This is a genomic window from Bacillus sp. F2HM (genome assembly GCF_019266135.1).
Lineage (GTDB): Bacteria > Bacillota > Bacilli > Bacillales > Bacillaceae > Bacillus > Bacillus safensis.
Genome location: NZ_LRMO01000001.1, coordinates 105,328 through 131,257, shown reverse-complemented (window position 1 = coordinate 131,257; position 25,930 = coordinate 105,328). Strand labels below are relative to the sequence as shown.

Genomic DNA, 25,930 nt, shown 5'->3' with positions numbered 1-25,930 from the left:
ATGGATGTTTTGCTTACGGATCAACAGCGTCTCTGGAGAGAACAGACAGCAGAATTTGCACGCCAGCGTATATTCCCTGAAGTAGAAGCCATGGAACAAGGCCGGTTTCCAAAAAACCTTTTAAGTGAAATGGGACGGCAAGGCTATCTTGGGATTCCAATACCAGCTTCGTATCAAGGCTTAGGAGCAGATTTTACAACGTATATCATCGCAATCCATGAATTATCGAAAGTGAGTGCGACCATCGGTGTCATTGTGTCCGTTCATACATCTGTTGTGACGATGCCTATTTTGACTTTTGGAACGAAGGAACAAAAAGAAACTTATGTGCCGCCGCTTGCATCCGGGGAGAAGCTGGGCGCCTTTTGTCTGACTGAACCAAAGGCCGGATCAGATGCCTCCAGTATTCAGTTAAGAGCAGAGCGGATGGGCGGCGATTATGTATTAAATGGGACGAAAATCTTTATCACAAGCGGTGGGGAAGCAGAACTGTATCTTGTTTTCGCAGTGACCAATCCGGCTTCTGCGAGAAAAAATATATCGGCGTTCATTGTCGAGAAAGATACGCCGGGATTTACGATTGGAAAAGATGAGAAAAAGATGGGACTGCACGGTTCAAAAACAGTCACGCTTCATTTTGATGGCGTGCGGATTCCAAAAGATCAGCTGCTCGGTGCAGAAGGAGAGGGTTTTCAAATTGCCATGTCCAGCCTAAATGCAGGGAGAATCGGAATTGCGGCTCAAAGCCTTGGCATTGCAGAAGCCGCTTTAACCGAGGCAGTGGTCTATTTAAAGCAGCATCCAGCAGGTCTTGAAACGACCATTCGACTGGGCGATTTGGCGGCGAAGCTTGAGGCGGCCAAACTGCTTGTCTATCAAGCGGCTTCTTTCAAAGAGGCAAATCGACCGGTCACAAAGGAAGCATCAATGGCAAAGCTATTTGCGTCAAAAACGGCGGTGGAGATCAGTACAGAAGCGATCCATTTGCTAGGCATGGATGGTTATACGAATCGCTATCAAGCAGAACGTTACTTTCGTGATGCGAAAATTTGTGAAATCTATGAAGGAACAAGTGAAATTCAAAGGCTGGTCATCTGTAAACAGCTAATATGAAACGAGGTGGCTCACGATGCAGTTCCAATTAAGTGATGAACATGAAATGATTCAAAAAATGGTGAGAGACTTTGCGAAAAATGAAGTGGAGCCAACAGCAGCAGATCGAGACGAAACAGAGACATATGATCCATCTATTTTTCGCAAAATGGCGGAGCTCGGTTTAACAGGTATTCCTTGGCCGGAAGACGTGGGCGGAATCGGCAGTGACTATTTAGCCTACGTCATAGCAGTTGAGGAGCTTTCAAGAGTGTGCGCCTCTACAGGTGTCACCCTGTCCGCTCATACATCTCTTGCTTCATGGCCAATCTATACATTTGGAACAAAGGAACAAAAAGAGAACTACTTAAAGCCGCTTGCAGAAGGGCAGAAGATAGGAGCATATGCGCTCACTGAGAGCGGTTCTGGTTCAGATGCAGGCGGGATGAAGACAACGGCCGTCAAGGCAGGCAGTGAATATGTCCTGAACGGGGCGAAAATTTTTATTACAAATGGAGGCATTGCAGATTATTATATTGTGTTTGCCGTAACAGACCAAGAAGCTTCGTCTCGAAATACAACTGCTTTTATTGTAGAAAAAGAGACACCTGGTTTTTCCGTTGGCAAAAAGGAAAGCAAACTGGGCATACGTTCTTCGCCAACAACTGAAATTCGATTTGAAGATTGCCGAATTCATGAAAGGAACCGGCTCGGTCAAGAAGGAGAAGGGTTCAAAATAGCCATGATGACACTCGATGGCGGCAGAAACGGCATTGCTGCACAGGCGGTTGGGATTGCGCAAGGCGCTCTTGATGCGGCGGTTGATTATGCCAAGGAGCGTAAACAATTTGGCAAACCAATCATTCAGCAGCAAGGGATCGCCTTTAAGCTGGCTGATATGGCAACAGCGATTGAAGCATCAAGGCTGCTTACTTACCAGGCGGCATGGCTCGAAACAAAAGGCCTCCCGTATGGAAAGGAATCAGCCATGTCCAAGCTCTTTGCCGGTGATACAGCGATGAAGGTGACGACAGAAGCGGTTCAAATCTTCGGCGGATACGGCTACACAAAGGATTACCCAGTCGAACGATACATGCGTGATGCGAAAATCACTCAAATTTATGAAGGAACTCAGGAAATCCAGCGCCTGGTCATCTCAAGGAAACTGCTAGATATGTAGAAAACAAGCAAAGACCGCCTGAACGTGAGGTGGTCTGTTTTCGTTCGTCATGCAGTTTTCAAATGTAAGCGCATTGTCAATGTTCATCCATATCACCAGCGTGTTATGTTAAAATTAGGGAAAATATCAATATGGAGGTTATGATGATGAACTCAACAATTATGGGCATTTTGGCAATCGTCACGATGGTGATCTGGATCATGGTGTCCGCGGAGCTTTCGAAATCTCCAAAGAAGCAGGAAGAAAAAGAAAACAGCCGCAGAAAACTAATCGTACTCATGTCTGCTGGAATGTTATTCACGATTCCTATCGTTGTCTCATTCATTCAGAACATCCAATTTTAAAACAGACGAGAAAAAACTGAACGACAAAAAGCATGCCGTACACACTCTAGGTGCTCCCCGTGAGAAAAATCAAAAATTAACATCAATAAAGGTGGCATAAACTCCCCTAATTTGTTTATAATGAGAGGTATGGTTTGTCGTAAGAATAAGGTATAAATACTTATTATTTCACTGATAAATGGATACATACATGTAATAGAAAGGGAGTGTCTGACCTTGAGTTTGAAAGAATACTCACAGGAACAGCTCAAACAAATGTCTTTAGTTGAACTTGCTTATGAAATTTTCAGAGACAGCAAAACACCAATTACGTTTTCCGAGTTAATAGATGAAATTATCCGTTTGCAAGGAATACAAAAATCCGATCTTGATGATCGACTTGCTCAATTTTATACAGACTTAAATATAGATGGCCGCTTTATTTCGTTAGGTGATCAGAGATGGGGACTTCGCAGCTGGTATCCAGTTGATCAAATCGAAGAAGAAGTTCAGCCAGCTGTGAAAACAAAAGCGAAAAAGAAAAAATCAAAAGCAGCTGTCGTTGAAGACGACTTCGATGAGATCGAAGAGGAAGAAGAAATCGACGAGCTTGAAGAAGACCTTGATCTTGTTGAAGACGACGATGATCTCGACCTAGACGATGATGAAGAAATTGAAGAAGATCTTGAAGACTTCGACGAAGATGACGATGAAGATGATGACGGCTTAACGGAGATTGATGAAGACGATTTAGACGATGATGAGGAAGACAAATAACCCTCTCAAACCGGTCTTCAAAACAGGACAAAACCGTCTTGACTTTCGAGAGCGAACTATGTAGTATGTATTTTGGGCTCTCTAAAAAAGAGTACGTAAAGATACGTTCATTTACGCTCCCTTTCATTTATTTGAAAGGGAGCTTTCTTATTTTTCAAGAGATTTAGGGATACACTCTAAAAAGGATGAAGCTGTGCATGTGTAGACATGCAAGGGTAAAAAAGAGAGGAGCATACGAAATGACAAAGTATATTTTTGTAACAGGAGGAGTTGTTTCCTCACTTGGAAAAGGAATCACGGCTGCATCGTTAGGCCGCCTTCTGAAAAATAGAGGGATGGATGTCACCATTCAAAAATTCGATCCATACATCAACGTAGACCCAGGGACAATGAGTCCATACCAGCACGGTGAGGTTTTTGTCACAGATGATGGCGCTGAAACAGACCTTGACTTAGGTCACTACGAGCGTTTCATTGATATTAACTTAAATAAGTACAGCAACGTCACAACTGGTAAAATCTACTCTACTGTTCTGAAGAAAGAGCGCCGCGGTGATTACTTAGGTGGAACAGTACAGGTCATTCCCCACATTACGAATGAAATCAAAGACCGCGTGTACCGTGCCGGAAAAGAAACGGGTGCAGATGTGGTCATTACAGAAATCGGCGGAACAGTAGGAGATATCGAATCCCTTCCATTCCTTGAAGCCATTCGTCAAATGAAGAGTGACATCGGCCGTGAAAACGTGATGTACATTCATTGTACCCTTGTTCCTTACATCCGTGCAGCGGGTGAATTGAAAACAAAACCAACACAGCATAGTGTAAAAGAACTTCGCAGTCTTGGTATTCAGCCAAACGTCATCGTGGTCAGAACGGAAATGCCAATGACGCAAGATATGAAGGACAAAATTGCGCTATTTTGTGATATTGATACAAAAGCTGTTATCGAATGTCAGGATGCAGACACGCTATACTCCATTCCGCTTGATTTACAAAAACAAGGGCTGGACAAGCTAGTATGTGAACATATGAAACTTGACTGCCAAGATGCGGACATGACGGAGTGGACAGCGCTTGTTGATAAAGTGCAAAACCTTTCGAAACAAGTCACAATTGGTCTTGTAGGGAAGTATGTTGAGCTGCAAGATGCTTATATTTCTGTCGTTGAATCACTTCGTCATGCTGGTTATGCGTTTGATGCAGATGTTCAGATTAAATGGATCAATGCAGAAGAAGTGACAGCAGGGAATATCGCTGATTTCGTACAAGATGTGGACGGCATTATTGTTCCTGGAGGCTTCGGAGACCGCGGAGTAGAAGGGAAAATCATTGCTACACAATATGCCCGTGAAAACAAAGTGCCATTCTTCGGAATCTGCTTAGGAATGCAAGTGGCATCTATCGAATACGCGAGAAACGTATTAGGCCTTGAGGGAGCTCATTCAGCGGAAATTGATCCTGAAACAGCATTCCCAATCATTGACCTTCTTCCAGAACAGAAGGATGTAGATGATCTAGGCGGAACACTTCGTCTCGGTCTATACCCTTGTAAATTAAATGAAGACTCAAAAGCATTTGCTGCATACAATGACGAAGTGGTCTACGAACGCCACCGTCATCGTTACGAGTTCAATAACGAATACAGACAGCAAATGGAAGCAGCAGGCTTTGTCTTCTCTGGTACAAGCCCAGATGGACGTCTTGTTGAAATTATCGAGCTGAAGGATCACCCTTGGTTCCTTGCTTCTCAGTTCCACCCAGAATTCGTTTCAAGACCGACAAGACCACAGCCATTATTTAGAGATTTCGTTGGTGCTTCACTTCAAGCATCTGAATCAAAATAAAACAAAAAACTGCCGAGAATATCACTTCTCGGCAGTTTTTTTATTCATATTCCTCGACGATTTCCTTCACAGTAAACGATAGAGCGTGGTAGACGTATAAGCAGGTCATTAAAGCAGGATAACCAAACCTTGTCCCATCTTCAGCAGGCACAAGCGGTTTCTTGAGCTGGAAATCAATGTGGACATCACAATGCTCTTCAATCGTAGACGGCTCCTTTTGTGCCGGCCCTACACCAACAACGGGCGTACCTTGTTCGTGCAGTTCTTTTGCAAGAGATTGAATTTCTGGATCTTCTGGGTCTGAATAAAATAGCAGCACCCTGTCACTTGGATGAAGTAAGCTGCGCTCCTTTTGATCGAGCGGCAGTACCTTCGCACCGGGAAATGGCTCCTTGCTTTCAGATGCCTCTAGGGCGACAGCAGCCAGTTCATTCTTTCCGTGAAAATAAACGGCATGTCCACTGACCACAGCCTGTGCAAGAAGGCGTGCACCATCCTCAATCGCTTCAGCCTGCTTTTCTCCAATACGTGAAAAAATACCTGATAACTGGGTCGTAAAAATTTTTAACAAGACTGATTTCCTCCTTCGGTCAGATCATTTTATAATAGAATATAAAGAGAATATTAGGAAAAATGCTCAGAAAATGTCGTAAAGTAAACTATTATAATTAAAGGAAATGTGAAAATCAAACAGAATTATTTAACAACAGCTCTTTTTATGGCGAAAAATGAAAGCAATGGGGTGTAACAGATGAATGAGAAAATTTTAATTGTCGATGATCAGTACGGTATTAGAATATTATTGAATGAAGTGTTTCATAAAGAAGGCTATCAAACCTTTCAAGCTGCCAATGGACTTCAGGCATTAGATATTGTGAAAAACCATAGACCGAACCTTGTCCTGCTTGATATGAAAATTCCCGGAATGGATGGTATTGAAATTTTAAAACGAATGAAATTAATTGATGAAGACATTCGTGTCATCATTATGACAGCCTATGGAGAATTAGATATGATCCAAGAATCCAAAGAACTCGGTGCATTGACGCACTTCGCTAAGCCTTTTGATATTGATGAAATCCGAGATGCTGTTAAAGAATACCTGCCGCTTGAAACAAATGGCTAGATGGAAATGATTGAATCGAGTCATTCTGTTGCCGATTTGTCGAATAATTGGTATTCTAGAAAAGAAGAAGAAAGCGATCTGACTTTGAAAGTTTACATATGGCGAGAAATTCTGGTCATGCTAGGGTGGAGAGCTTTTTTTAGCAAGCAAATTAGCTACATAGGGAGGATTTTTCATCATGCCTTTAGTTTCAATGACAGAAATGTTGAAAGACGCAAAGGAAAAAGGTTACGCTGTTGGACAGTTTAACTTAAATAACTTAGAATTCACGCAAGCGATTTTACAAGCTGCTGAAGAAGAGAAATCTCCTGTTATCTTAGGAGTATCTGAAGGAGCAGGACGCTACATGGGCGGCTTCAAAACAGTTGTCGCAATGGTTAAAGCGTTAATCGAAGAATATAATGTAACAGTTCCTGTTGCGATTCATTTAGATCACGGTTCAAGCTTTGAATCTTGTGCAAAAGCGATTCATGCAGGATTTACTTCTGTCATGATCGATGCTTCTCACCACCCATTCGATGAGAATGTGGAAACAACTGCGAAAGTCGTTGAACTTGCACATTTCCATGGTGTGTCTGTAGAAGCTGAACTTGGAACTGTTGGTGGGCAAGAAGATGACGTCATCGCTGAGGGCGTTATTTATGCTGATCCAAAAGAGTGCCAAGAGCTTGTAGAACGCACTGGTATTGACTGCCTTGCACCTGCATTAGGTTCAGTACATGGTCCATACAAAGGTGAACCAAACCTTGGTTTCGCTGAAATGGAAGAAATTGGTAAAACGACTGGTCTTCCACTTGTTCTTCACGGCGGAACAGGTATCCCAACTGCTGACATCAAGCGTGCAATTTCACTTGGTACAGCAAAAATCAATGTAAACACTGAAAACCAAATTGCTTCTGCGAAAGCAGTACGCGAAACACTTGCTGCAAAAACAGAAGAGTATGATCCACGTAAATATCTTGGACCAGCTCGTGACGCAATTAAAGCGACTGTTATCGGCAAAATGCGTGAATTTGGTTCTTCTAACCAAGCATAATTTGATGAGAACCGAAAGCCGCCTGAGTCACAGGCGGTTTTCTCCATATCTTGAGAAAGCGCAATCAAAATTTACATTTCAGACAATTTATTGATAGGAGAGTGGCACGATTATGTTATTTTTCGTAGATACAGCGAATATCGCAGACATCAAAGAGGCGCACGAGCTTGGCATTTTAGCAGGCGTCACAACAAACCCTAGTTTAGTAGCGAAAGAAAAGGACGTATCATTTCACGACCGTCTTCGCGAAATCACTGACGTGGTATCAGGTTCTGTCAGTGCAGAAGTCATTTCCCTCAAAGCTGAAGAAATGATTGAAGAAGGAAAAGAGCTTGCTGCTATTGCACCAAATATCACGGTTAAAATTCCAATGACAACAGATGGTCTTAAAGCTGTCAAAGCGTTAACAGACCTTGGAATTAAAACAAACGTCACTTTGATTTTTAGTGCAAACCAGGCACTTCTTGCAGCTAGAGCTGGTGCGACGTATGTTTCTCCATTCCTTGGCCGCTTAGATGACATTGGCCAAAATGGACTTGATCTCATCAGCGAAGTGAAAACTATTTTTGATGTTCATGGATTAGATACACAAATCATTGCTGCATCTATTCGTCATCCGCAGCATGTGACAGAAGCTGCGCTTAGAGGTGCTCATATCGGCACAATGCCGCTGAAAGTCATCAAGCAGCTGACGAAACACCCATTAACGGATGCAGGCATTGAGCAATTTTTAGCAGACTGGAATAAATAAATGATTGTGGCAGGCGGGATCGTCTCTCGTTTGCCGCAGTTTTCCTTATAAACGCTAAGAAATGTTTTGTGCAAAGAAGAGAACATCACAGCCTCGCAAAGCTTCGATTATTTTTCTTCCGACAAATTTCGTTTAACCTGTATTCTTTCTCTTGATATTGGCTAAATTTTGGACAAGACCTTTTAAAGCGCGACATCCACAAACAGTATAACTCCAACAGTGATCTTCTTTAAGAAGGGAGACAAATATGGAAAAGTTAAACATTGCCGGCGGTGATCCCTTGCGCGGGACCGTACATATTAGTGGTGCGAAAAATAGTGCTGTGGCACTGATTCCTGCCACGATTCTCGCTGATTCTCCAGTAACCATTGAAGGCCTTCCGCATATATCAGATATCGACACATTACGGGATCTGTTAGAAGAAATTGGCGGAAAGGTCACTTTTGAAAAAGGTGAAATGGTTGTTAATCCTGTTTCCATGATCAGTATGCCGCTTCCTAATGGAAAAGTGAAGAAACTCCGTGCATCCTATTATTTAATGGGCGCCATGCTGGGCAGATTTAAGCAGGCTGTCATCGGACTGCCAGGAGGATGCCACTTAGGACCTAGGCCGATCGATCAGCATATCAAAGGCTTTGAAGCACTTGGAGCCGAGGTGACAAACGAGCAGGGTGCGATTTATTTGCGCGCTGAAAAATTAGTCGGAGCCCGGATTTATCTTGATGTTGTCAGTGTAGGTGCGACGATCAACATCATGCTGGCAGCCGTACTGGCTGAAGGAAAAACCGTGATTGAAAATGCTGCAAAGGAACCCGAAATTATTGATGTAGCAACACTGCTTGCAAGCATGGGAGCCAAAATCAAAGGTGCGGGTACCGATGTCATTCGAATCGAAGGTGTAGAATCTCTTCATGGCTGTAAGCATTCGATCATCCCTGACCGCATCGAAGCAGGAACATTTTTAATAGCTGGTGCAGCGATGGGAGATGAAGTTGTACTTGATAATGTGATCCCAACTCATTTAGAATCAATTACGGCGAAACTTAGAGAAATGGGGTTCACCATTGAAACGAGCAACGATCAGATGCTGATCGTTGGCAGAAACGAAGGACTCAAGCCTGTCGATATCAAAACCCTTGTGTATCCGGGCTTTCCGACTGATCTTCAGCAGCCGATGACGGCGCTGTTAACAAAAGCGAAAGGCACGAGTGTGGTCACAGATACGATCTACTCAGCCCGCTTTAAGCACATTGACGAATTGCGTCGAATGGGTGCAAACATGAAGGTCGAAGGAAGATCTGCTATTATTACCGGACAAACGCAGCTCCAAGGAGCAAAGGTCAAAGCAAGTGATCTGCGTGCAGGCGCTTGTCTTGTTGTCGCAGGGTTAATGGCAGACGGTGTGACCGAAATCACAGGGCTTGAACATATAGACAGAGGATATAGTTTGCTTGAGAAGAAGCTTGAAGGCTTGGGTGCAACCATCTGGCGTGAAAAGCTGAATGACCAAGAAATAGAAGAACTTCAAAATTCATAAGGCTTTGACTGTGAGAGGAGATTTGGACAAAAATGGAAAGAAGTTTATCGATGGAACTAGTACGGGTGACAGAAGCAGCTGCATTAAAATCTGCCCGTTGGATGGGAAGAGGATTAAAAGACGAAGCGGATGATGCTGCAACAAGTGCAATGCGTGATGTATTTGACACCATTCCGATGAAGGGAACAGTGGTCATTGGCGAAGGAGAAATGGACGAAGCACCAATGCTTTATATTGGGGAAAAGCTTGGGAACGGATATGGACCTCGCGTGGATGTCGCTGTTGATCCATTAGAAGGAACAAACATTGTGGCAAGCGGCGGCTGGAATGCCTTAGCTGTCATTGCAGTTGCAGATCATGGCAACCTGCTGAATGCACCTGATATGTACATGGATAAGATCGCAGTAGGTCCAGAAGCGGTAGGCTGCATCGACATTGAAGCGCCTGTCATTGATAATCTTCGCGCTGTTGCAAAAGCAAAAAACAAAGATATTGAAGATGTGGTTGCAACGATTTTAAACAGAGATCGACATGAGAAAATTATTGCTGAGCTGAGAGAAGCAGGAGCAAGAATTAAACTGATCGACGATGGTGACGTTGCAGGAGCCATTAATACAGCATTTGATCACACAGGTGTTGATATTCTATTTGGTTCAGGCGGAGCGCCTGAGGGTGTCCTTTCTGCTGTTGCGTTAAAGGCACTTGGTGGTGAAATTCATGGTAAGCTTCTTCCTCAAAGTGAAGAAGAACTAAGACGCTGTGAGAAAATGGGGCTGGATGTTGGGAAAGTCCTCAGAATGGAAGATCTCGTAAAAGGAGATGACGCCATTTTTGCAGCGACAGGTGTAACGGACGGCGAATTACTTAAAGGTGTTCAATTCAAAGGCTCTGTGGGAACAACACATAGTGTTGTCATGCGTGCGAAATCAGGTACGGTTCGTTTCGTAGACGGCAGACACAGCTTAAAGAAAAAACCGAATCTTGTCATTCGTCCGTAATCTGAAAGCGGGTATTCATTACCCGCTTTTCATATAGGTGTCAAATGTATATCATTTTCTTTTAAAAGTTGAATATTCTCTGCAAATGAGGTAAAACTAAAGAGTGCTGCGAAATTTTCTGCGAATTTACTTCTTTTAAGCTTCAACAAAGTTTAAATACTGCCGCATCATGACGATATACTCATTATCCTTCTCTATGTTGACAAAGCTCTATTTCACATTGTTCCTATCTTTCACGATAAAACGAGTGGGAGCGTTACCATCAGAGCGAGGTCATTCCAACAACAACGGAATTAAAAGCTAATCAAATACAATGGTCATGCATTTGTAAAGAAATACATTGACTAGAAAAGTGTGGTGTCCATATTGAAAGATGTATCGATTTCATCTTTGGAAAATATGAAATTAAAAGAGCTGTATGAGTTAGCAAAGCGATACAAAATCTCTTATTACAGCAAACTAACAAAAAAAGAATTAATTTTTGCCATCTTAAAGGCGAACGCTGAGCAAGAGGATCTCTTATTTATGGAAGGGGTTCTTGAAATTATTCAGTCTGAGGGATTTGGTTTCTTAAGACCGATTAACTACTCACCAAGTTCTGAAGACATTTATATTTCAGCTTCACAAATCAGACGCTTTGATTTACGAAATGGAGATAAAGTGTCTGGAAAGGTAAGACCTCCAAAAGAGAATGAACGCTACTATGGCCTCCTTCATGTAGAAGCGGTAAATGGGGACGACCCAGAATCAGCAAAGGAACGTGTTCACTTTCCTGCTCTCACACCGCTATTTCCTGACCGTCAAATGATTCTTGAAACACAGCCTAATCACCTGTCTACTAGAATTATGGACATGATGGCGCCAGTTGGATTTGGACAGCGTGGTTTAATCGTTGCACCGCCTAAGGCTGGGAAAACCATTTTGCTTAAAGAAATTGCCAACAGCATCTCTGAAAATCACCCAGAGGCAGAGCTGATTGTCCTTTTGATTGACGAACGTCCAGAAGAAGTAACAGATATCGAACGTTCTGTTGCAGGGGATGTTGTTAGTTCAACCTTTGACGAAGTACCGGAAAACCACATTAAAGTAGCAGAGCTTGTCTTAGAGCGTGCGATGCGTCTTGTTGAACATAAAAAGGATGTCATCATCTTAATGGACAGCATCACAAGACTTGCTCGTGCATACAACCTTGTGATTCCGCCAAGCGGCCGAACGCTTTCAGGCGGTATTGATCCGGCGGCTTTCCATCGTCCAAAACGCTTCTTTGGTGCTGCGCGTAACATTGAAGAAGGCGGAAGCTTGACGATTTTAGCCACTGCACTTGTTGATACAGGATCACGTATGGATGACGTGATTTATGAAGAGTTTAAAGGAACTGGAAACATGGAGCTTCATTTGGACCGTTCTTTGGCCGAAAGAAGAATTTTCCCTGCGATCGACATTCGCCGTTCTGGTACGAGAAAAGAAGAACTGCTTGTGCCAAAAGAGCATCTTGATCGTCTATGGGCGATGAGAAAATCGATGTCAGATACACCTGACTTCGCTGAGAAGTTCATGCGCAAAATGAGAAAAACAAAGACAAACCAAGAATTTTTCGATATTTTAACGCAAGAATGGAAACAAGCCAATATGTCTGCATCAAGAAGATAGCTTTCCTGAAAAAATACATTTGCAATCATAGACTCACACTGTTATAATTTTATCATGTGCGTTTCAGAATTTATTTCTGAGATATTAACTCTGTTTCCGAATTGGATTCAGGGCGGAAGGAGATGACAGTAGATGAAAACAGGAATTCATCCTAACTACAAAAAAGCTACAGTCAAATGCGCTTGTGGAAATGAGTTTGAAACTGGATCAGTAAAAGAAGAGGTACGCATCGAGATTTGCTCTGAGTGCCATCCTTTCTATACAGGCCGTCAAAAATTCGCTTCTGCTGATGGACGTGTTGACCGCTTTAACAAAAAATACGGTCTTAAGTAATAATAGATACAATAAACAGGCAGGAATCCGTTCTTGCCTGTTTTTTTACGTGGATTGATGGAACTTTAAAACGGGGGAGAAGACCTTATGTATGTGATGAAACAAAGCGGTTGGCTTGAAGTCATCTGCGGCAGTATGTTTTCTGGAAAGTCGGAAGAATTGATTCGGAGAGCCAAAAGGGCCACCTTTGCCAAACAAGAAGTAAAAATATTCAAACCATCGATTGATAACCGATATAGTACAAGCTCAGTTGTGTCACATAACGGTTCATCATTAGATGGGATTGCAGTAGCCTCACCAAAAGACATAATAACGCACATATCAGAAAGAACCGATGTCATTGGCATTGATGAGGTGCAATTTTTTGATGAGACAATCATTGACATTGTCACTCAATTGGCTGACCAAGGCTATCGAGTCATTGTTGCAGGCCTGGATCAAGACTTCAGAGGAGAGCCATTTGGTGTTGTTCCGCATTTAATGGCATGTGCAGAGCTTGTAACAAAACTTCAAGCAGTTTGTTCGGTATGCGGCTCCCCAGCGAGTAGAACACAACGCTTGATCGACGGTAAACCCGCATCCTATGATGATCCTATTATTTTAGTAGGTGCGCAGGAATCATACGAAGCACGATGCAGACATCACCATGAAGTACCAAGACTTGATGTTGGTACAACACTTGACAAATAAAAAAATAGCAAATGCCGCTGTGTTTCGTTTTTAGAAATTTTGGCTGAACACCCATCATTTGTACTTAAATAAATTAAATAACACTACGATTAAATTATCTAATTTTCAACGCTTGCGTTTTGTCATAAGCAGGCATAAAATGACTAACTGTAGTGTAAAGCATTTAAACGAAAAGTTCGATTTCTTGTCATAATTTTTTTGATTAAGGATTTTTCTCCTTAATCGTTCTTTGGATTAATAGTTCACTTTATTTATATTTTAGAAAGAGGGTAGTTTTTGATGAACAACGTGAAGAAAACAAAAGAAGGGTACCTCGAAACCACTTTGACAGGTAAAGATGTATTATCGATTCCAACGTTGAACAAAGGCGTTGCTTTCTCTGAAGAAGAAAGACAAGAGCTTGGACTAGAAGGCTTACTTCCTCCAACGGTTCTAACTTTAGAACAGCAAGCGGAAAGAGCGTACAAGCAGTTTCTAGCTCAGCCGGATCGTCTTCGTCAAAACGTATACTTAAGTGATTTGCAAAACCGTAACGAAGTATTGTTCTACAAGCTTCTAACAGAAAAGCTTCGTGAAATGCTTCCAGTTGTGTACACACCAACTGTTGGTGAAGCGATTCAAGAATACAGCCATGAATACAGAAGGCCTCATGGTGTTTATCTTTCAATCGACGACATTGACGGAATCGAGAAAGCATTTGAAAACTTGCACGCAACTGCTGGAGATATTGACCTCATCGTTGCAACTGACTCTGAGAGTATTCTTGGAATTGGTGACTGGGGTGTTGGTGGTATCAACATCGCAATCGGTAAATTAGCTGTTTACACGGCTGCAGCAGGTATTGATCCTAGCCGCGTGATTCCAGTTGTATTAGATGTTGGAACAAACAATGAAAAATTATTGAATGATCCATTATACATTGGGAACCATCACAAACGTGTACAAGGTGAAAAATACGAAGAATTCATTGATGCTTATGTGAAAGCAGCACTTAAATTCTTCCCGAAAGCATTGCTTCACTGGGAAGACCTTGGAAACAAAAATGCGCGTAACATCATGAAAAAATACAACGATAACATCTTAACGTTCAACGATGATATTCAAGGTACTGGTGCCATTACTTTAGCGGGTGTTCTTGCAGCTGTCAAGAAAACTGGTACTCAATTGAAAGATCACCGTGTTGTCATCTTCGGAGCTGGATCAGCTGGTATCGGAATCGCAGATCAAATGCGTGACACAATGGTTCTTGAAGGTCTAACAGAAGAAGAAGCAAACAATGCATTCTGGACATTAGACTACAGAGGATTGCTAACAGATCAATTTGAAGATGAAGTGCTTGATTTCCAAAAACCATACCTGCGTACTTCTGATGAAGTAGAAGGCTGGGCACGCGATGAAAAAGGACAAATCTCATTTGCTGAAACTGTTCGCAGGGTGAAGCCTACCATCCTTATTGGTACATCAGGTCAAGGCGGCGCATTCACTGAAGAAATCATTAAAGAAATGGCAGCTCATACAGAGCGTCCAGTGATCATGCCAATGTCTAACCCAACACCGCTTGCTGAAGCAGTGCCAGAGGATCTATTCAAATGGACTGACGGCCGTGCGCTTGTTGCAACAGGAAGCCCGTTCGAAAACGTTGAGTATAACGGAATTGAACATGAAATCGGACAATCAAACAATGCGTTCGTTTTCCCTGGACTTGGTCTTGGTTCAATCGTAACAGAATCAAAAATCATCACAAAAGGCATGTTCGTTGCTTCTGCGAATGCAATTGCTGAAATGGTTGATCATGAGAAACCAGGTGCTGGTCTTCTTCCAAGTATTGATAAATTGCAAGAAGTGTCAATTCATGTAGCTGTTGAAGTAGCGAAAGCAGCAATTGAAGATGGTGTCGCAAGAAAAACGCCTGACAACATCGAACAAGCTGTGAAAGACGCAATGTGGATTCCTGAATATAAAAAAATTGTAAGAGCATAATAAAATGTGTAACGCGGCATTGCTTCGGGTAATCTAAGCAATGCCGCAATAAATAAGAAACATGTAAAGGATTTAAGGAGGAAGAGTAAGATGGACTTTTTAAATATTTTGATCCTCCTAGCACCGATTTTTTTCGTTATCGCGCTGGGTTGGTTCGCAGGGAACTTCGGCAGCTATGACGCTAAATCTGCAAAAGGTGTAAGTACACTTGTTACAAAGTATGCTTTACCAGCGCACTTTATCGCCAGTATTCTGTCAACACCAAAAGATAAATTCTATAGTCAAATTCCATTTTTCGTTGCATTGATTTTCGGAATCGTTGGTTTTTATATCATTATCCTTTTAGTTACGAAATTTGCTTTTAAATATGATTTAACAGATTCTTCTGTTTTCTCGTTAAACTCAGCACAACCGACCTTTGCATTTATGGGGATTCCGGTCTTGGGCAGTTTATTTGGGGCTCAAGAGGTTGCAATTCCGATTGCGATTACCGGAATAGTTGTAAATGCACTGCTTGATCCAATTGCAATTATTGTATCAACTGTCGGTGAAAAAACAAAAGGAAAAACAAAAGACGGCGAAAGCTTCCTAAAAATGACGACAAAAGCGATTTTGCACGGTTTATCAGAGCCGCTTGCACTTGCACCGTTAGCCAGTATCATTCTTGTTCTTTTAGGATTTAAACTTCCTGCAATTGGACATGAAATGTTAGAGGAAATTGGCAGCGTCACATCAGGTGTGGCATTATTCGCAGTCGGTGTCACTGTTGGTATCCGCAAAATTAAATTAAGCTTGCCAGCCTTCAGTATTGCATTGCTAAAAGTAGCTGTACAACCATTACTTATGTATTTCATTGCCGTTCTTATGGGTCTTTCGGCTGATGAAATTACAAAAGCTGTATTGCTTGTTGCCTTCCCAGGTTCAGCTGTTGCAGCGATGATCGCAACACGATTTGAAAAACAAGAGGCGGAAACTGCATCCGCATTTGTAATCAGTGCCATCATGTCACTCATTACATTACCGATCATTATTGCACTTACCGTATAATATAGTAGAAAGGCTGCCAAACGAGGCAGCCTTTCTTAGCGAAATGAATGAAACAGAGGGAAGAGTACACGCTTTTTTTTGATGTCGGGGTTTGCGATTTCCTCTTTTTCTTCTACTTGTGACGGTTGTTTCAAGGATGCGGCGAGGCGGTCAAATTTTGTGGATAAGTCTTCAATTTCTCTGCGGTGCTGAAGCAGCTGATACGATACACCTTCATCTGCTTTTTTAGCCAATTTCCGTTCAAGTTCTTGCAGGCGGTCTTCTACATCAGTGACATGTAATTGCTGCTGAATGAGCGCTTTCACTTGTTTTTCTAATGCTTCAATCCGCTGTATAGAGACATCAGCTTCGGCAGCAGGTGCTGATTGACGAACGGTTTCCTTATGGATTGGCAGTTGAATATCTTGGAGGATCACACCTTCACTCATTTGGTATTTGACCTCTTTGAGCAGCTGTACAATATCTTCATGAAATTCATAATGTCCAAGTTCATTCCGGGCGACAGGGATGTTGAGCTGTTTGACCCAGCGCTGAATCGTCTTTGAAGAAACACCAATTTCCTTTGCAACCTCATTTGTATTCAAAACAAATGCCCTCCCTTTTTTCAATTACAAGTACCATTCTCTTTAAGGAGTTCCTGTTCCTTCACGTTAGACAAAACAAGTAACCAATCGCCAAAGATCGTGTTTTCTAGCGAAAAATTGCAGGAAATCAATTGTTTTGGAAATTTTTTTGACTGTCATACCCCGCTATACTATAATTAGACTGTTACGCACAAAACAGAGGTGAAGACCATGTTAGACCGTTTAAAATCAATTGAAGAACGCTATGAAAAGCTAAATGAATATTTAAGTGACCCTGAAGTGGTGAACGACCCTAAGAAGCTTCGTGAATATTCGAAAGAACAATCCGATATTCAAGAAACTGTTGAGGTATATAGACAATATCGTGCGGCATACGACCAGCTGAATGATGCGAAAGCAATGCTCGAAGAGAAGCTGGATGCCGAGATGCGCGACATGGTCAAAGAAGAAATTTCAGAGCTCACGGAAGAAACGGAACGTTTAGAAGACGAGCTGAAAATCTTGCTGATCCCGAAAGATCCGAATGACGATAAGAACGTTATTGTGGAGGTTCGTGGTGCAGCGGGTGGAGAAGAGGCTGCTCTTTTTGCGGGAAATCTTTACCGTATGTACAGCCGTTATGCTGAAATGCAAGGCTGGAAAACGGAAGTCATGGAAGCAAGTGTCACTGGCACAGGCGGTTATAAAGAAATCATCTTTATGATCAGCGGGAAAGGCGCATACTCCAAACTAAAGTTTGAAAATGGTGCACACCGCGTGCAGCGTGTTCCAGAAACAGAATCAGGCGGACGGATCCATACATCTACTGCGACAGTCGCTGTATTACCTGAGGCTGAGGAAGTTGAAATTGATATCCATGAAAAAGACATCCGTGTAGATACATTTGCATCAAGCGGACCTGGCGGACAAAGTGTCAATACGACCATGTCTGCTGTTCGATTAACTCACCTTCCAACAGGTGTTGTTGTGTCCTGTCAGGATGAGAAATCACAAATTAAAAACAAAGAAAAAGCCATGAAAGTGCTGCGTGCGAGAATTTATGATAAATTCCAGCGTGAAGCACAGGCTGAATATGATCAAACACGTAAATCTGCGGTTGGAACAGGGGATCGTTCAGAGCGTATCCGTACGTACAACTTCCCGCAAAACCGTGTAACAGACCACCGCATCGGATTGACGATTCAAAAGCTTGATCAAATTTTAGAAGGAAAACTTGACGAGGTCATTGATGCACTAATTATGGAAGACCAAGCAAGAAAGCTTCAAGATGCAAAATAAAGAGCGAACAATCTTCGAAGCCCTTAAATGGGCTTCTTCTTTGTTAACGGAAGCTGGCAGAGACCAAAATGCAGCAGAACTCCTGTTGATGCATGTGCTCGGCTGGAGCAGAAGTGAGCTTCTTGCACGATTTCATGATGCGCTGCCTGAGGAGCAAGATCAACTGTTCAGCAAATTTGTGACGCAGCACAGGGCGGGTGTTCCTGTTCAGCATTTAACGGGTGTTGAATTCTTTTACGGACGTCCTTTCGAGGTGAACAAGCATGTTCTCATCCCTCGTCCTGAAACGGAAGAAGTTGTTTTGGCGGCGCTCCATTTGGTAGGTGACGTTTTCCCGCCCGATCAGCCGCTCAAAGCAGTTGACGTTGGCACAGGAAGCGGGGCCATTGCGATTACGCTGGCTCTTGAAAAAAAATCACTATCTGTCACAGCGACTGATATCTCACAAGAAGCGCTTGCGGTAGCAAAACGAAATCAACAAACGCTCGGTGCAGACGTTCATTTTTTACATGGAGATTTACTTGAACCGGTTATAGCTCAAGGCATCAAAGTGGACGTATTTATTTCCAATCCACCTTATATTGCGGCGGAAGAAATGGACAGTTTGTCTGAGGTTGTGACAAAGCATGAGCCGGTGAATGCGCTGACGGACGGACGTGATGGCTTGTGGTTTTATCAGCGTCTCGTTCATAATCTTCCCAGCGTGCTGAGTGATCAGGCAGTTGTTGTCTTTGAAATTGGACATACGCAAGGTCAAGATGTCACAGCGCTTCTTGAGCAGGCATTTCCTAAAGCGGATGTCTGCATCGTCAAAGATATTAACGGAAAAGATCGAGCTGTTTGCGCACACATTCAAAACGGAAAGTCCGGCTGAAGAAAGCCGGACTATTTTATTATGTAAAGATGAAACTTATGGTAAAAGAGAAACGTATATATAGAAGAATGAACATTCTGATCATGATTTTTTACATAAATTTGTTTTGAAGGAGCGAATGGTGTGAACAAAAGGTATGCGATGGTGTTGGTCATCGTCAGTGTACTATTGATTGTGAGTGCTTGTGGTAAACCGAGCTTTAAAAAAGAGGCAGCAGCATTTGGAGAAAGCTATAAAAAAGCACAATACACAGTGAATCGAACGGATGACCTATCTGACATGAAAGAGAAGCTGAAGGTTTATTTAACCGAACATGAATATCAAGAATATACACAAGACAGCATGTTCCCGAGCATATTAGAAGCGGCGAAGGATCAAGATTGTCAAATAAAGCTGAAAAAAATTATGTTTACGCCTTCAGATGAAAGCGATGACAGAATTGAATTTAACTATGAAATGGTGATCCAATTTATCGATCAAAAAGGAAAAGTCAAAAAAGAAATCGAGAAAAAAGGAGCCATGACTGTCATCAAAACAGAATCTGGTTTAAAAATCAGCCGAGATTGGGATGGAAGACTATACCCTTCTGACTACCAATCCTCACTCAAAAGTCGTTCTTAATGAGAGCGGCTTTTTTGTTTTGACTCATAATCTATTAAAAAATTCATGTTGACTGTTTATGAAATGTGTTTCCTGGACACAATGTTTGTAGCGAAGAGAAAAGTGGGGGGAACACACAATGTTGAAAAGTAAAACGATGATTTGTCTTTATATGTTTCTATTATTATGCGGTGCTTTTGCAAACCTTGGCAGAGAGGAGACAGCGGCTGCTTCTGCAAATCAGCCTGTTGTCATACCAGATGAAGCGATTCGATTACGCATTTTAGCAAATAGTGATCGTTCAGCGGATCAGGATGTGAAAAGAAGTATTCGTGACGAGGTCAATGCGAGTATGACGGAGTGGGTGAAAGACCTCACATCCATTGAAGAAGCAAGACGTGTCATTCGATCAAAGCTGCCAGAAATCAATCGTATTGCTAAAGCGAAATTGAAGGAACAGCACATAGATCAATCCGTATCGGTCAGTTTTCAAAAAGCTTCATTTCCAACAAAGCTCTATGGAAATTTCGTCTACCCTGCTGGGAAATATGAAGCCATTTTAATTACGCTTGGAGAAGGAGACGGAGCCAACTGGTGGTGTGTGTTATTTCCGCCGCTCTGCTTTATCGATTTTTCAAACGGAGAAGCCATCGCCTCACCAGAAGGGGATGATGATAAACAAGTGACAGCGCAGCAAACGAAAGAGTCTGTTAATGAAGTGGTGAAAGAAGAGGAAGAAGAGACAGGTGAAGTGAAGTTCTTTTTGTTTGAATGGGTCTCTAGTCTTTTCTCTTAAAAAAGGTATAAATCGGTTTTTGCCTCATAGAGTTGAAGTAAGAGATCAAAAAGAGGTGAAAGCATGTATTATCAATTAAGAATAGCTACAGAACAAGATGTCCCGGCGATCAATGCTTTTCTTGAAAAGGGACAAGCAAAAGGAGGAGTAACGCTTGCGGAGCGAACGGCATTTGTAGTGATGGAAGATGCGGATGGTCAGCTGGCAGGCTGCTTAGGTCTTGAACAGCTCAATGAACAAGAGGGATTGCTGCGGTCTCTTGTCATATCAGATAAGCTCGGTCAGGGACACATTGTCTCTTTGTTCCAAAGTGTTCAAACGCTCGGTGAAAAAATGGGTGTGGATACTTTTTATGTCGTCGCAAACCATTCCTCTTCCCATGATTTTTTGGCATTAATGGGCTTTGCGCCTTTAAAGGAAATTCCAGAAAGCATATGGAGCTCTGCACATGCAAAAGAGACATTGGGGAAAGAACAGGCTGTGGTCCTGCAAAAAAGGCAGTTAATCACAAAATGATGGACTTATACACATACTTATCCACTACAAAACAAGCGTTATCCACAAATTGTGGACAACGCTTGTTTTATTTATCATCATCTTTTATACTTTCAAAAGGATAATTGAGATATATCAACAGTTTTATCTTTTTTAAAAGGAGTTTGTATGATGTTAAATACAAAAAGGTGGTCTGTGGATTTAGAAAAGGATTTATCCACATACTATCCACAAATTAAACAGGCGGCCGATCTGCTGCAGCAAAATGAAGTGGTTGCTTTCCCGACAGAGACCGTTTACGGACTCGGGGCAAATGCGAAAGAGACAGAAGCCGTTATGAAAATTTATGAAGCGAAAGGGCGTCCGAGTGATAATCCGTTGATTGTTCACATTGCGGAGGTTCAGCAGCTTCACGAATTTGCACAAATAGAAAGCGAAAAAGCGGAGGCGCTGATGGATGCCTTTTGGCCGGGCGCCTTAACTATCGTTCTTCCGTGTAAGCCGGGCACTTTATCAAAGCAGGTTACAGCAGGTTTATCCACAGTAGGTGTGAGAATGCCTGACCATCCCATTGCGCTTGAGCTCATCCGAGCAGCTGGTCTGCCAATTGCTGCACCAAGTGCCAATCGTTCGGGAAAACCTTCACCAACACAAGCAGACCATGTAGCGAGTGATCTCGAAGGAAGAATCGCTGGGATTGTAGATGGCGGTTCAACTGGTATTGGCGTTGAGTCAACGGTTGTATCCTGTATCGGTGAGACCCCAGTGATTTTAAGACCAGGCGGAATTACAAAAGAAGCATTAGAAGAGGTCGTGGGGACGGTGAGTGTGGACCCAGGGCTGACAAAAAAGGACGAAGCGCCTGTATCGCCGGGAATGAAATACACACATTATGCACCTGAAGCCAAGATGTATATCTTTCATGGAAGTGATGAAGACATGCAGCGTCACATACAGAAATACAAAGCTGAAGGGCTAAAAGTCGGAGTGCTGACAACAGAAGAAAAGAAATCGCTGTTTGCGGCAGATGTTGTGTACAGCTGTGGATATAGAGAAAAACCTGAAACGGTTGCTGCAAACCTCTATCGTGTACTGAGACAATTTGATGAAACGGATGTAGACTTGATTATTTCAGAAGCCTTTTCAGAGCAGGGAGTTGGTTCTGCCATTATGAACCGTCTGCAAAAAGCCGCAGGAGGGCGTACACTCCCTTCGTTCCAATAGTTCTAACCTTTCTTGGACAAACATAGGTTAAAGGAGAATGTGTGTCCAAGGGGGATTTACATGAACGAACTAGCTGGCGAATTGCTGACACTCAGCATCATGGCTTTTGCACTTGGGATGGATGCTTTTTCGGTTGGACTTGGTATGGGGATGATTCAGCTGAGGTTCCGCCAGATCATTTATATTGGACTTGTCATTGGGATATTTCATATGTTTATGCCGCTTTTTGGCATACTGACAGGTCAGCTCTTATCCGGATGGCTCGGTCTTCTTGCCACCTATATCGGCGGGGCGCTGCTTTTGGTGCTGGGACTGCAAATGATTGTTGCTTCTATCCGCAAAGAGGATAAGCCCTTTATCGCACCAGTTGGGACTGGTCTCGTTCTTTTTGCGACAAGTGTAAGCCTAGACAGCTTCTCCGTTGGTTTAAGTCTCGGGATTTACGGTTCCCAGGTGTGGATGACTATATTATTGTTTGGTTTTTTTAGTATGCTCCTCACATGGCTCGGATTATTACTCGGTAAACAGGTTCGGTCATGGGTTGGTTCATATAGCGGCGCGCTTGGTGGAATCATTTTACTAGCCTTTGGTATCAAATTATTATTTCCGCTCTAGCCAGTCTCCTTACATAACATGTAGAATGAAATGCTATATAATAGAAGAAAAGGAGGGCGAAAGATGAAAATCTTATTTGTTTGTACGGGAAATACATGCAGAAGTCCAATGGCTCAAGCCCTTTTTGCTTCAATTGCAGATGAAAAAGGTTTAGAGGTCACTGTAAAATCAGCGGGCATTTTTGCCTCCGATGAAGGGAAAGCTTCTCCTCAAGCGATCGAAGCATTATTTGAGAAAAGCATTCCACTGAATCACTCATCATCAAAATTGACAGAGGATCTTCTGCGCGAAGCTCATTACGTCTTCACGATGACGATGCAGCATAAACAGTTGATTGCAGAGCAATATGCGCATGCAAAAGGCAAGGTCTTCACTTTAAAGGAATTTGCGACAGGAACAGAAGGCGATGTATCCGATCCGTTTGGAGGAAGTCTTTCTGTTTATCAGGAAACTCGAGATGAACTAGAAGCCTTGCTGTATCAGCTCGCTGAGAAGCTGAAAAAAGATCATCATAATAGATAACCTGTAAAACCGTTGCCTCAACGGTTTTTCTGCTATTGTTTGCAAATCACTAGGCAGAGGTTAAAATATAACTGTAAATAAAGAATGAATGTAAGACATAACAGATCAACTCACCCTTAGGAGGAATTGCCCGATGAAAGTAGCCATTGCATCCGATCACGGCGGAACGAATATTCGTGAAGAAATCAAACAACTGATGGATGAATTGAAGATTGAATACATTGATATGGGTTGTGAATGCGGATCAGGTTCTGTAGACTACCCAGATTATGCTTTCCCTGTAGCCAATATGGTGGCAAACGGAGAAGTCGACCGCGGCATTTTAATTTGTGGGACAGGCATCGGCATGAGCATCTCAGCAAATAAAGTAAAAGGAATTCGCTGTGCATTGGCTCATGATACATTTAGTGCGAAAGCAACTAGAGAACATAATGATACGAACGTTCTTGCAATGGGAGAGCGAGTGATTGGACCAGGATTAGCACGTGAGATTGCGCAGATTTGGCTGACGACAGAGTTTACAGCAGGGCGCCATGCTGTGCGGATTGGCAAAATAGCTGATTATGAAGAAAAGCACCTATAAGGAGCGCTTAACATGAACATTGGTCAAGATTGGCTTGAAATGTTAAAAGAGTTTCATCAAACAGTTGAATTGCGTGCCGGGCAAATCTTAGTCATTGGCTGCAGTACGTCAGAAGTGGCTGGTGAGCATATTGGTACTGCAGGAAGTGAGCAAATTGCTGCCTCGATCTATCAAGAATTGGATCAGTTAAGACGAGAGACAGGCATTGAGCTCGCCTTTCAATGCTGTGAACATCTAAATCGTGCCCTTGTGGTTGAAGAAGAAGTGGCTTTCCGTTTTAACCTGGAGATCGTAGGTGCAGTACCTGTCCGTAAAGCGGGTGGTTCGATGGCGGCTCATGCGTATCAGCAAATGGAACATCCTGTATTGGTCGAATGCATTGAGGCACATGCTGGAATTGATATCGGCGATACGTTAATTGGGATGCACTTAAAGAGAGTCGCTGTACCTGTCCGCCTCAGTCGTCATCGATTAGGAAATGCACATGTGACTTTTGCGAAAACGCGTCCGAAGCTGATTGGCGGAGAACGAGCCGTTTATACAAGATCATAGCTTCGATATATTTCTAATATAATGTTGAATGATGAAGACGCTTTGCTACTTGAACATTCGGGTTTTCATAAAAAAGAAGTCGATTTTCCAAAAAAAACTTTTACATTTTACTCAAAAACCGTGTACAATGAGATGGTGAAAACATCGAATGGAAATAGATTGGAGAGGATTTCGCTGATGAAACATTTACCTGAGCAAGACGCACAAGTATTCAAAGCAATTCAACTAGAGCGGAAACGCCAGCAGGACAAAATCGAATTAATTGCATCAGAAAACTTCGTAAGCGAAGCAGTCATGGAAGCACAGGGCTCTGTATTAACAAACAAATACGCTGAGGGTTATCCTGGTAAACGCTACTATGGCGGCTGTGAACATGTAGACGTTGTGGAAGATATCGCACGTGACCGCGCAAAAGAAATTTTTGGCGCTGAGTATGTGAACGTACAGCCTCACTCAGGTGCTCAAGCGAACATGGCCGTATACTTTACAATTCTTGAGCATGGCGATACAGTACTGGGCATGAACTTATCACATGGCGGGCATTTAACACATGGAAGCCCTGTAAACTTTAGTGGTGTACAGTACAACTTTGTAGAATATGGTGTAGATAAAGAAACTCAGCATATCGACTATCAAGATGTACTTGAAAAAGCACGTGAACATAAGCCGAAACTCATCGTTGCGGGTGCAAGTGCATACCCACGCCAAATTGATTTCAAAAAGTTCCGTGAGATTGCTGATGAAGTCGGTGCTTACTTTATGGTCGACATGGCTCACATTGCTGGTCTTGTTGCAGCAGGTCTTCATCCAAATCCAGTTCCTTACGCAGATTTTGTGACAACAACAACTCACAAAACATTACGCGGACCTCGCGGCGGAATGATCCTATGCCGTGAAGAGTTTGGTAAAAAGATCGACAAATCGATCTTCCCTGGTATTCAAGGTGGACCACTGATGCATGTCATCTCTGCAAAAGCTGTTTCTTTCGGTGAAGTATTGAACGGAGATTTCAAAACATATGCACAAAACGTCATTGATAATGCAAAACAACTAGCTGAAACACTTTTATCTGAAGATATTCAGCTTGTATCTGGCGGAACAGATAACCATCTTGTTCTCATCGACTTGCGTTCTCTTGGCATCACAGGAAAAATTGCAGAAAACGTTCTTGATGAAATCGGTATTACAGTGAACAAAAATGCAATTCCTTATGATCCAGAGAAACCATTTGTCACAAGCGGTGTACGTGTAGGTACAGCAGCAGTAACAAGCCGCGGTTTTGATCAAGAAGCGATGAAAGAAGTCGGTTCCATTATTGCACTTGCGCTAAAACATCATGAAGATGAAGCGAAATTAGAAGAGGCGAAAAAGCGTGTATCTGATCTTACGGCCCGTTTCCCTCTATATAACGAATTAGATTATTAAAAAACAGACCCATTT

The 25,930-nt window shown here is 42.6% G+C and carries 28 protein-coding genes; 26 read left to right on the top strand and 2 right to left on the bottom strand.

All coding sequences use genetic code 11. The features are described 5' to 3' along the window. From AWT60_RS00645 to AWT60_RS00625, 5 genes are all read left to right on the top strand, one after another. Nucleotides 1-1,113 (top strand): acyl-CoA dehydrogenase family protein, encoded by a 1,113-nt coding sequence (locus AWT60_RS00645; protein ID WP_056765553.1) that lies wholly within the window; start codon nucleotides 1-3, stop codon nucleotides 1,111-1,113. A gap of 16 nt (nucleotides 1,114-1,129) precedes the next feature. Next, nucleotides 1,130-2,272, top strand: coding sequence for an acyl-CoA dehydrogenase (locus tag AWT60_RS00640; protein WP_076840480.1), 1,143 nt, complete (start codon nucleotides 1,130-1,132; stop codon nucleotides 2,270-2,272). 146 nt (nucleotides 2,273-2,418) lie between these two features. Then, the gene (locus AWT60_RS00635) at nucleotides 2,419-2,616 is read left to right on the top strand and encodes a hypothetical protein (RefSeq protein ID WP_080769525.1); all 198 of its coding nucleotides are present in this window, start codon (nucleotides 2,419-2,421) and stop codon (nucleotides 2,614-2,616) included. A 216-nt stretch (nucleotides 2,617-2,832) separates the two neighbouring features. Beyond that, a complete protein-coding gene (gene rpoE / locus AWT60_RS00630; RefSeq protein ID WP_034281231.1) occupies nucleotides 2,833-3,372 on the top strand; it encodes a DNA-directed RNA polymerase subunit delta in 540 nt (179 codons plus the stop codon). Between the two features lie 239 nt (nucleotides 3,373-3,611). Then, on the top strand, nucleotides 3,612-5,219 hold the full coding sequence (locus AWT60_RS00625) for a CTP synthase (protein WP_087976048.1): 1,608 nt from the start codon (nucleotides 3,612-3,614) through the stop codon (nucleotides 5,217-5,219). 40 nt (nucleotides 5,220-5,259) lie between these two features. Here the strand turns inward: AWT60_RS00625 and AWT60_RS00620 are convergent, their stop codons facing one another. Then, complete coding sequence (locus AWT60_RS00620) at nucleotides 5,260-5,790, bottom strand: DUF2529 domain-containing protein (protein ID WP_202738518.1); 531 nt, start codon at nucleotides 5,788-5,790, stop codon at nucleotides 5,260-5,262. A 180-nt stretch (nucleotides 5,791-5,970) separates the two neighbouring features. Between AWT60_RS00620 and AWT60_RS00615 the strand changes: the two genes are divergently transcribed. The 10 genes from AWT60_RS00615 (at nucleotide 5,971) to AWT60_RS00570 (ending at nucleotide 16,367) form a co-directional block, all read left to right on the top strand. Beyond that, the gene (locus AWT60_RS00615) at nucleotides 5,971-6,345 is read left to right on the top strand and encodes a response regulator (RefSeq protein WP_003214681.1); all 375 of its coding nucleotides are present in this window, start codon (nucleotides 5,971-5,973) and stop codon (nucleotides 6,343-6,345) included. Between the two features lie 178 nt (nucleotides 6,346-6,523). After that, entirely contained in the window at nucleotides 6,524-7,381 is an 858-nt protein-coding gene (locus tag AWT60_RS00610; protein WP_024423748.1) for a class II fructose-bisphosphate aldolase, read from the top strand. Between the two features lie 112 nt (nucleotides 7,382-7,493). Continuing rightward, nucleotides 7,494-8,132: a fructose-6-phosphate aldolase gene (gene fsa / locus AWT60_RS00605; RefSeq protein WP_003215343.1), complete on the top strand. Its 639-nt coding sequence runs from the start codon at nucleotides 7,494-7,496 to the stop codon at nucleotides 8,130-8,132. Between the two features lie 247 nt (nucleotides 8,133-8,379). Next, complete coding sequence (locus AWT60_RS00600) at nucleotides 8,380-9,669, top strand: UDP-N-acetylglucosamine 1-carboxyvinyltransferase (protein WP_024423746.1); 1,290 nt, start codon at nucleotides 8,380-8,382, stop codon at nucleotides 9,667-9,669. 32 nt (nucleotides 9,670-9,701) lie between these two features. After that, the gene (gene glpX / locus AWT60_RS00595; RefSeq protein ID WP_012011567.1) at nucleotides 9,702-10,667 is read left to right on the top strand and encodes a class II fructose-bisphosphatase; all 966 of its coding nucleotides are present in this window, start codon (nucleotides 9,702-9,704) and stop codon (nucleotides 10,665-10,667) included. A 366-nt stretch (nucleotides 10,668-11,033) separates the two neighbouring features. Beyond that, nucleotides 11,034-12,317, top strand: a complete 1,284-nt coding sequence (gene rho, locus AWT60_RS00590; protein WP_008354975.1) for a transcription termination factor Rho — start codon at nucleotides 11,034-11,036, stop codon at nucleotides 12,315-12,317. Nucleotides 12,318-12,449: 132 nt separating this feature from the next. Beyond that, entirely contained in the window at nucleotides 12,450-12,650 is a 201-nt protein-coding gene (gene rpmE / locus AWT60_RS00585) for a 50S ribosomal protein L31 (RefSeq protein WP_003215407.1), read from the top strand. A gap of 87 nt (nucleotides 12,651-12,737) precedes the next feature. Continuing rightward, the gene (locus AWT60_RS00580; RefSeq protein ID WP_024426350.1) at nucleotides 12,738-13,340 is read left to right on the top strand and encodes a thymidine kinase; all 603 of its coding nucleotides are present in this window, start codon (nucleotides 12,738-12,740) and stop codon (nucleotides 13,338-13,340) included. 279 nt (nucleotides 13,341-13,619) lie between these two features. Further along, on the top strand, nucleotides 13,620-15,320 hold the full coding sequence (gene malS, locus AWT60_RS00575; RefSeq protein WP_024423744.1) for an oxaloacetate-decarboxylating malate dehydrogenase: 1,701 nt from the start codon (nucleotides 13,620-13,622) through the stop codon (nucleotides 15,318-15,320). A 90-nt stretch (nucleotides 15,321-15,410) separates the two neighbouring features. After that, on the top strand, nucleotides 15,411-16,367 hold the full coding sequence (locus AWT60_RS00570) for an AEC family transporter (protein WP_041108169.1): 957 nt from the start codon (nucleotides 15,411-15,413) through the stop codon (nucleotides 16,365-16,367). Between the two features lie 35 nt (nucleotides 16,368-16,402). Here AWT60_RS00570 and racA read toward each other — a convergent pair whose 3' ends face one another. Continuing rightward, on the bottom strand, nucleotides 16,403-16,951 hold the full coding sequence (gene racA, locus AWT60_RS00565) for a chromosome-anchoring protein RacA (RefSeq protein ID WP_076840478.1): 549 nt from the start codon (nucleotides 16,949-16,951) through the stop codon (nucleotides 16,403-16,405). Between the two features lie 210 nt (nucleotides 16,952-17,161). Between racA and prfA the strand changes: the two genes are divergently transcribed. The 11 genes from prfA (at nucleotide 17,162) to glyA (ending at nucleotide 25,915) form a co-directional block, all read left to right on the top strand. After that, complete coding sequence (gene prfA, locus AWT60_RS00560; RefSeq protein WP_024423741.1) at nucleotides 17,162-18,229, top strand: peptide chain release factor 1; 1,068 nt, start codon at nucleotides 17,162-17,164, stop codon at nucleotides 18,227-18,229. Then, nucleotides 18,219-19,103, top strand: coding sequence for a peptide chain release factor N(5)-glutamine methyltransferase (gene prmC, locus AWT60_RS00555; RefSeq protein WP_218676727.1), 885 nt, complete (start codon nucleotides 18,219-18,221; stop codon nucleotides 19,101-19,103). The genes prfA and prmC overlap by 11 nt, the downstream gene beginning before the upstream one ends. 141 nt (nucleotides 19,104-19,244) lie before the next feature. Next, nucleotides 19,245-19,724 carry a hypothetical protein gene (locus tag AWT60_RS00550; RefSeq protein WP_024423739.1) on the top strand — a complete coding sequence of 160 codons (480 nt, stop codon included), beginning with the start codon at nucleotides 19,245-19,247 and terminating at the stop codon, nucleotides 19,722-19,724. Between the two features lie 121 nt (nucleotides 19,725-19,845). Beyond that, nucleotides 19,846-20,499, top strand: coding sequence for a stage II sporulation protein R (spoIIR, locus tag AWT60_RS00545; protein ID WP_229137102.1), 654 nt, complete (start codon nucleotides 19,846-19,848; stop codon nucleotides 20,497-20,499). Between the two features lie 63 nt (nucleotides 20,500-20,562). After that, the gene (locus AWT60_RS00540) at nucleotides 20,563-21,015 is read left to right on the top strand and encodes a GNAT family N-acetyltransferase (RefSeq protein ID WP_076840476.1); all 453 of its coding nucleotides are present in this window, start codon (nucleotides 20,563-20,565) and stop codon (nucleotides 21,013-21,015) included. Nucleotides 21,016-21,165: 150 nt separating this feature from the next. Continuing rightward, the gene (locus tag AWT60_RS00535; protein ID WP_080769524.1) at nucleotides 21,166-22,218 is read left to right on the top strand and encodes an L-threonylcarbamoyladenylate synthase; all 1,053 of its coding nucleotides are present in this window, start codon (nucleotides 21,166-21,168) and stop codon (nucleotides 22,216-22,218) included. 60 nt (nucleotides 22,219-22,278) lie between these two features. Next, entirely contained in the window at nucleotides 22,279-22,833 is a 555-nt protein-coding gene (locus tag AWT60_RS00530; protein ID WP_076840475.1) for a manganese efflux pump MntP, read from the top strand. Nucleotides 22,834-22,896: 63 nt separating this feature from the next. Beyond that, nucleotides 22,897-23,355, top strand: coding sequence for a low molecular weight protein arginine phosphatase (locus AWT60_RS00525; protein WP_024423734.1), 459 nt, complete (start codon nucleotides 22,897-22,899; stop codon nucleotides 23,353-23,355). Nucleotides 23,356-23,488: 133 nt separating this feature from the next. Next, complete coding sequence (rpiB, locus tag AWT60_RS00520) at nucleotides 23,489-23,938, top strand: ribose 5-phosphate isomerase B (RefSeq protein ID WP_076840474.1); 450 nt, start codon at nucleotides 23,489-23,491, stop codon at nucleotides 23,936-23,938. A gap of 12 nt (nucleotides 23,939-23,950) precedes the next feature. Continuing rightward, nucleotides 23,951-24,490: a TIGR01440 family protein gene (locus AWT60_RS00515; protein WP_076840473.1), complete on the top strand. Its 540-nt coding sequence runs from the start codon at nucleotides 23,951-23,953 to the stop codon at nucleotides 24,488-24,490. Nucleotides 24,491-24,667: 177 nt separating this feature from the next. Next, complete coding sequence (gene glyA / locus AWT60_RS00510) at nucleotides 24,668-25,915, top strand: serine hydroxymethyltransferase (protein ID WP_034281450.1); 1,248 nt, start codon at nucleotides 24,668-24,670, stop codon at nucleotides 25,913-25,915. Nucleotides 25,916-25,930: the final 15 nt, after the last annotated feature.

What these genes read in the sequence shown, in the direction of transcription:
- AWT60_RS00615 (WP_003214681.1), top strand. Translation starts at nt 5,971, where the DNA reads ATGAATGAGAAAATTTTAATTGTCGATGATCAGTACGGTATTAGAATA.
- prmC (WP_218676727.1), top strand. Translation starts at nt 18,219, where the DNA reads ATGCAAAATAAAGAGCGAACAATCTTCGAAGCCCTTAAATGGGCTTCT.
- AWT60_RS00580 (WP_024426350.1), top strand. Translation starts at nt 12,738, where the DNA reads ATGTATGTGATGAAACAAAGCGGTTGGCTTGAAGTCATCTGCGGCAGT.
- glpX (WP_012011567.1), top strand. Translation starts at nt 9,702, where the DNA reads ATGGAAAGAAGTTTATCGATGGAACTAGTACGGGTGACAGAAGCAGCT.
- AWT60_RS00540 (WP_076840476.1), top strand. Translation starts at nt 20,563, where the DNA reads ATGTATTATCAATTAAGAATAGCTACAGAACAAGATGTCCCGGCGATC.
- rpmE (WP_003215407.1), top strand. Translation starts at nt 12,450, where the DNA reads ATGAAAACAGGAATTCATCCTAACTACAAAAAAGCTACAGTCAAATGC.
- rpiB (WP_076840474.1), top strand. Translation starts at nt 23,489, where the DNA reads ATGAAAGTAGCCATTGCATCCGATCACGGCGGAACGAATATTCGTGAA.
- AWT60_RS00535 (WP_080769524.1), top strand. Translation starts at nt 21,166, where the DNA reads ATGTTAAATACAAAAAGGTGGTCTGTGGATTTAGAAAAGGATTTATCC.
- AWT60_RS00515 (WP_076840473.1), top strand. Translation starts at nt 23,951, where the DNA reads ATGAACATTGGTCAAGATTGGCTTGAAATGTTAAAAGAGTTTCATCAA.
- AWT60_RS00640 (WP_076840480.1), top strand. Translation starts at nt 1,130, where the DNA reads ATGCAGTTCCAATTAAGTGATGAACATGAAATGATTCAAAAAATGGTG.
- AWT60_RS00625 (WP_087976048.1), top strand. Translation starts at nt 3,612, where the DNA reads ATGACAAAGTATATTTTTGTAACAGGAGGAGTTGTTTCCTCACTTGGA.
- AWT60_RS00530 (WP_076840475.1), top strand. Translation starts at nt 22,279, where the DNA reads ATGAACGAACTAGCTGGCGAATTGCTGACACTCAGCATCATGGCTTTT.
- AWT60_RS00645 (WP_056765553.1), top strand. Translation starts at nt 1, where the DNA reads ATGGATGTTTTGCTTACGGATCAACAGCGTCTCTGGAGAGAACAGACA.
- glyA (WP_034281450.1), top strand. Translation starts at nt 24,668, where the DNA reads ATGAAACATTTACCTGAGCAAGACGCACAAGTATTCAAAGCAATTCAA.
- malS (WP_024423744.1), top strand. Translation starts at nt 13,620, where the DNA reads ATGAACAACGTGAAGAAAACAAAAGAAGGGTACCTCGAAACCACTTTG.
- AWT60_RS00635 (WP_080769525.1), top strand. Translation starts at nt 2,419, where the DNA reads ATGAACTCAACAATTATGGGCATTTTGGCAATCGTCACGATGGTGATC.
- prfA (WP_024423741.1), top strand. Translation starts at nt 17,162, where the DNA reads ATGTTAGACCGTTTAAAATCAATTGAAGAACGCTATGAAAAGCTAAAT.
- AWT60_RS00550 (WP_024423739.1), top strand. Translation starts at nt 19,245, where the DNA reads ATGGTGTTGGTCATCGTCAGTGTACTATTGATTGTGAGTGCTTGTGGT.
- AWT60_RS00600 (WP_024423746.1), top strand. Translation starts at nt 8,380, where the DNA reads ATGGAAAAGTTAAACATTGCCGGCGGTGATCCCTTGCGCGGGACCGTA.
- AWT60_RS00610 (WP_024423748.1), top strand. Translation starts at nt 6,524, where the DNA reads ATGCCTTTAGTTTCAATGACAGAAATGTTGAAAGACGCAAAGGAAAAA.
- AWT60_RS00525 (WP_024423734.1), top strand. Translation starts at nt 22,897, where the DNA reads ATGAAAATCTTATTTGTTTGTACGGGAAATACATGCAGAAGTCCAATG.
- fsa (WP_003215343.1), top strand. Translation starts at nt 7,494, where the DNA reads ATGTTATTTTTCGTAGATACAGCGAATATCGCAGACATCAAAGAGGCG.
- AWT60_RS00570 (WP_041108169.1), top strand. Translation starts at nt 15,411, where the DNA reads ATGGACTTTTTAAATATTTTGATCCTCCTAGCACCGATTTTTTTCGTT.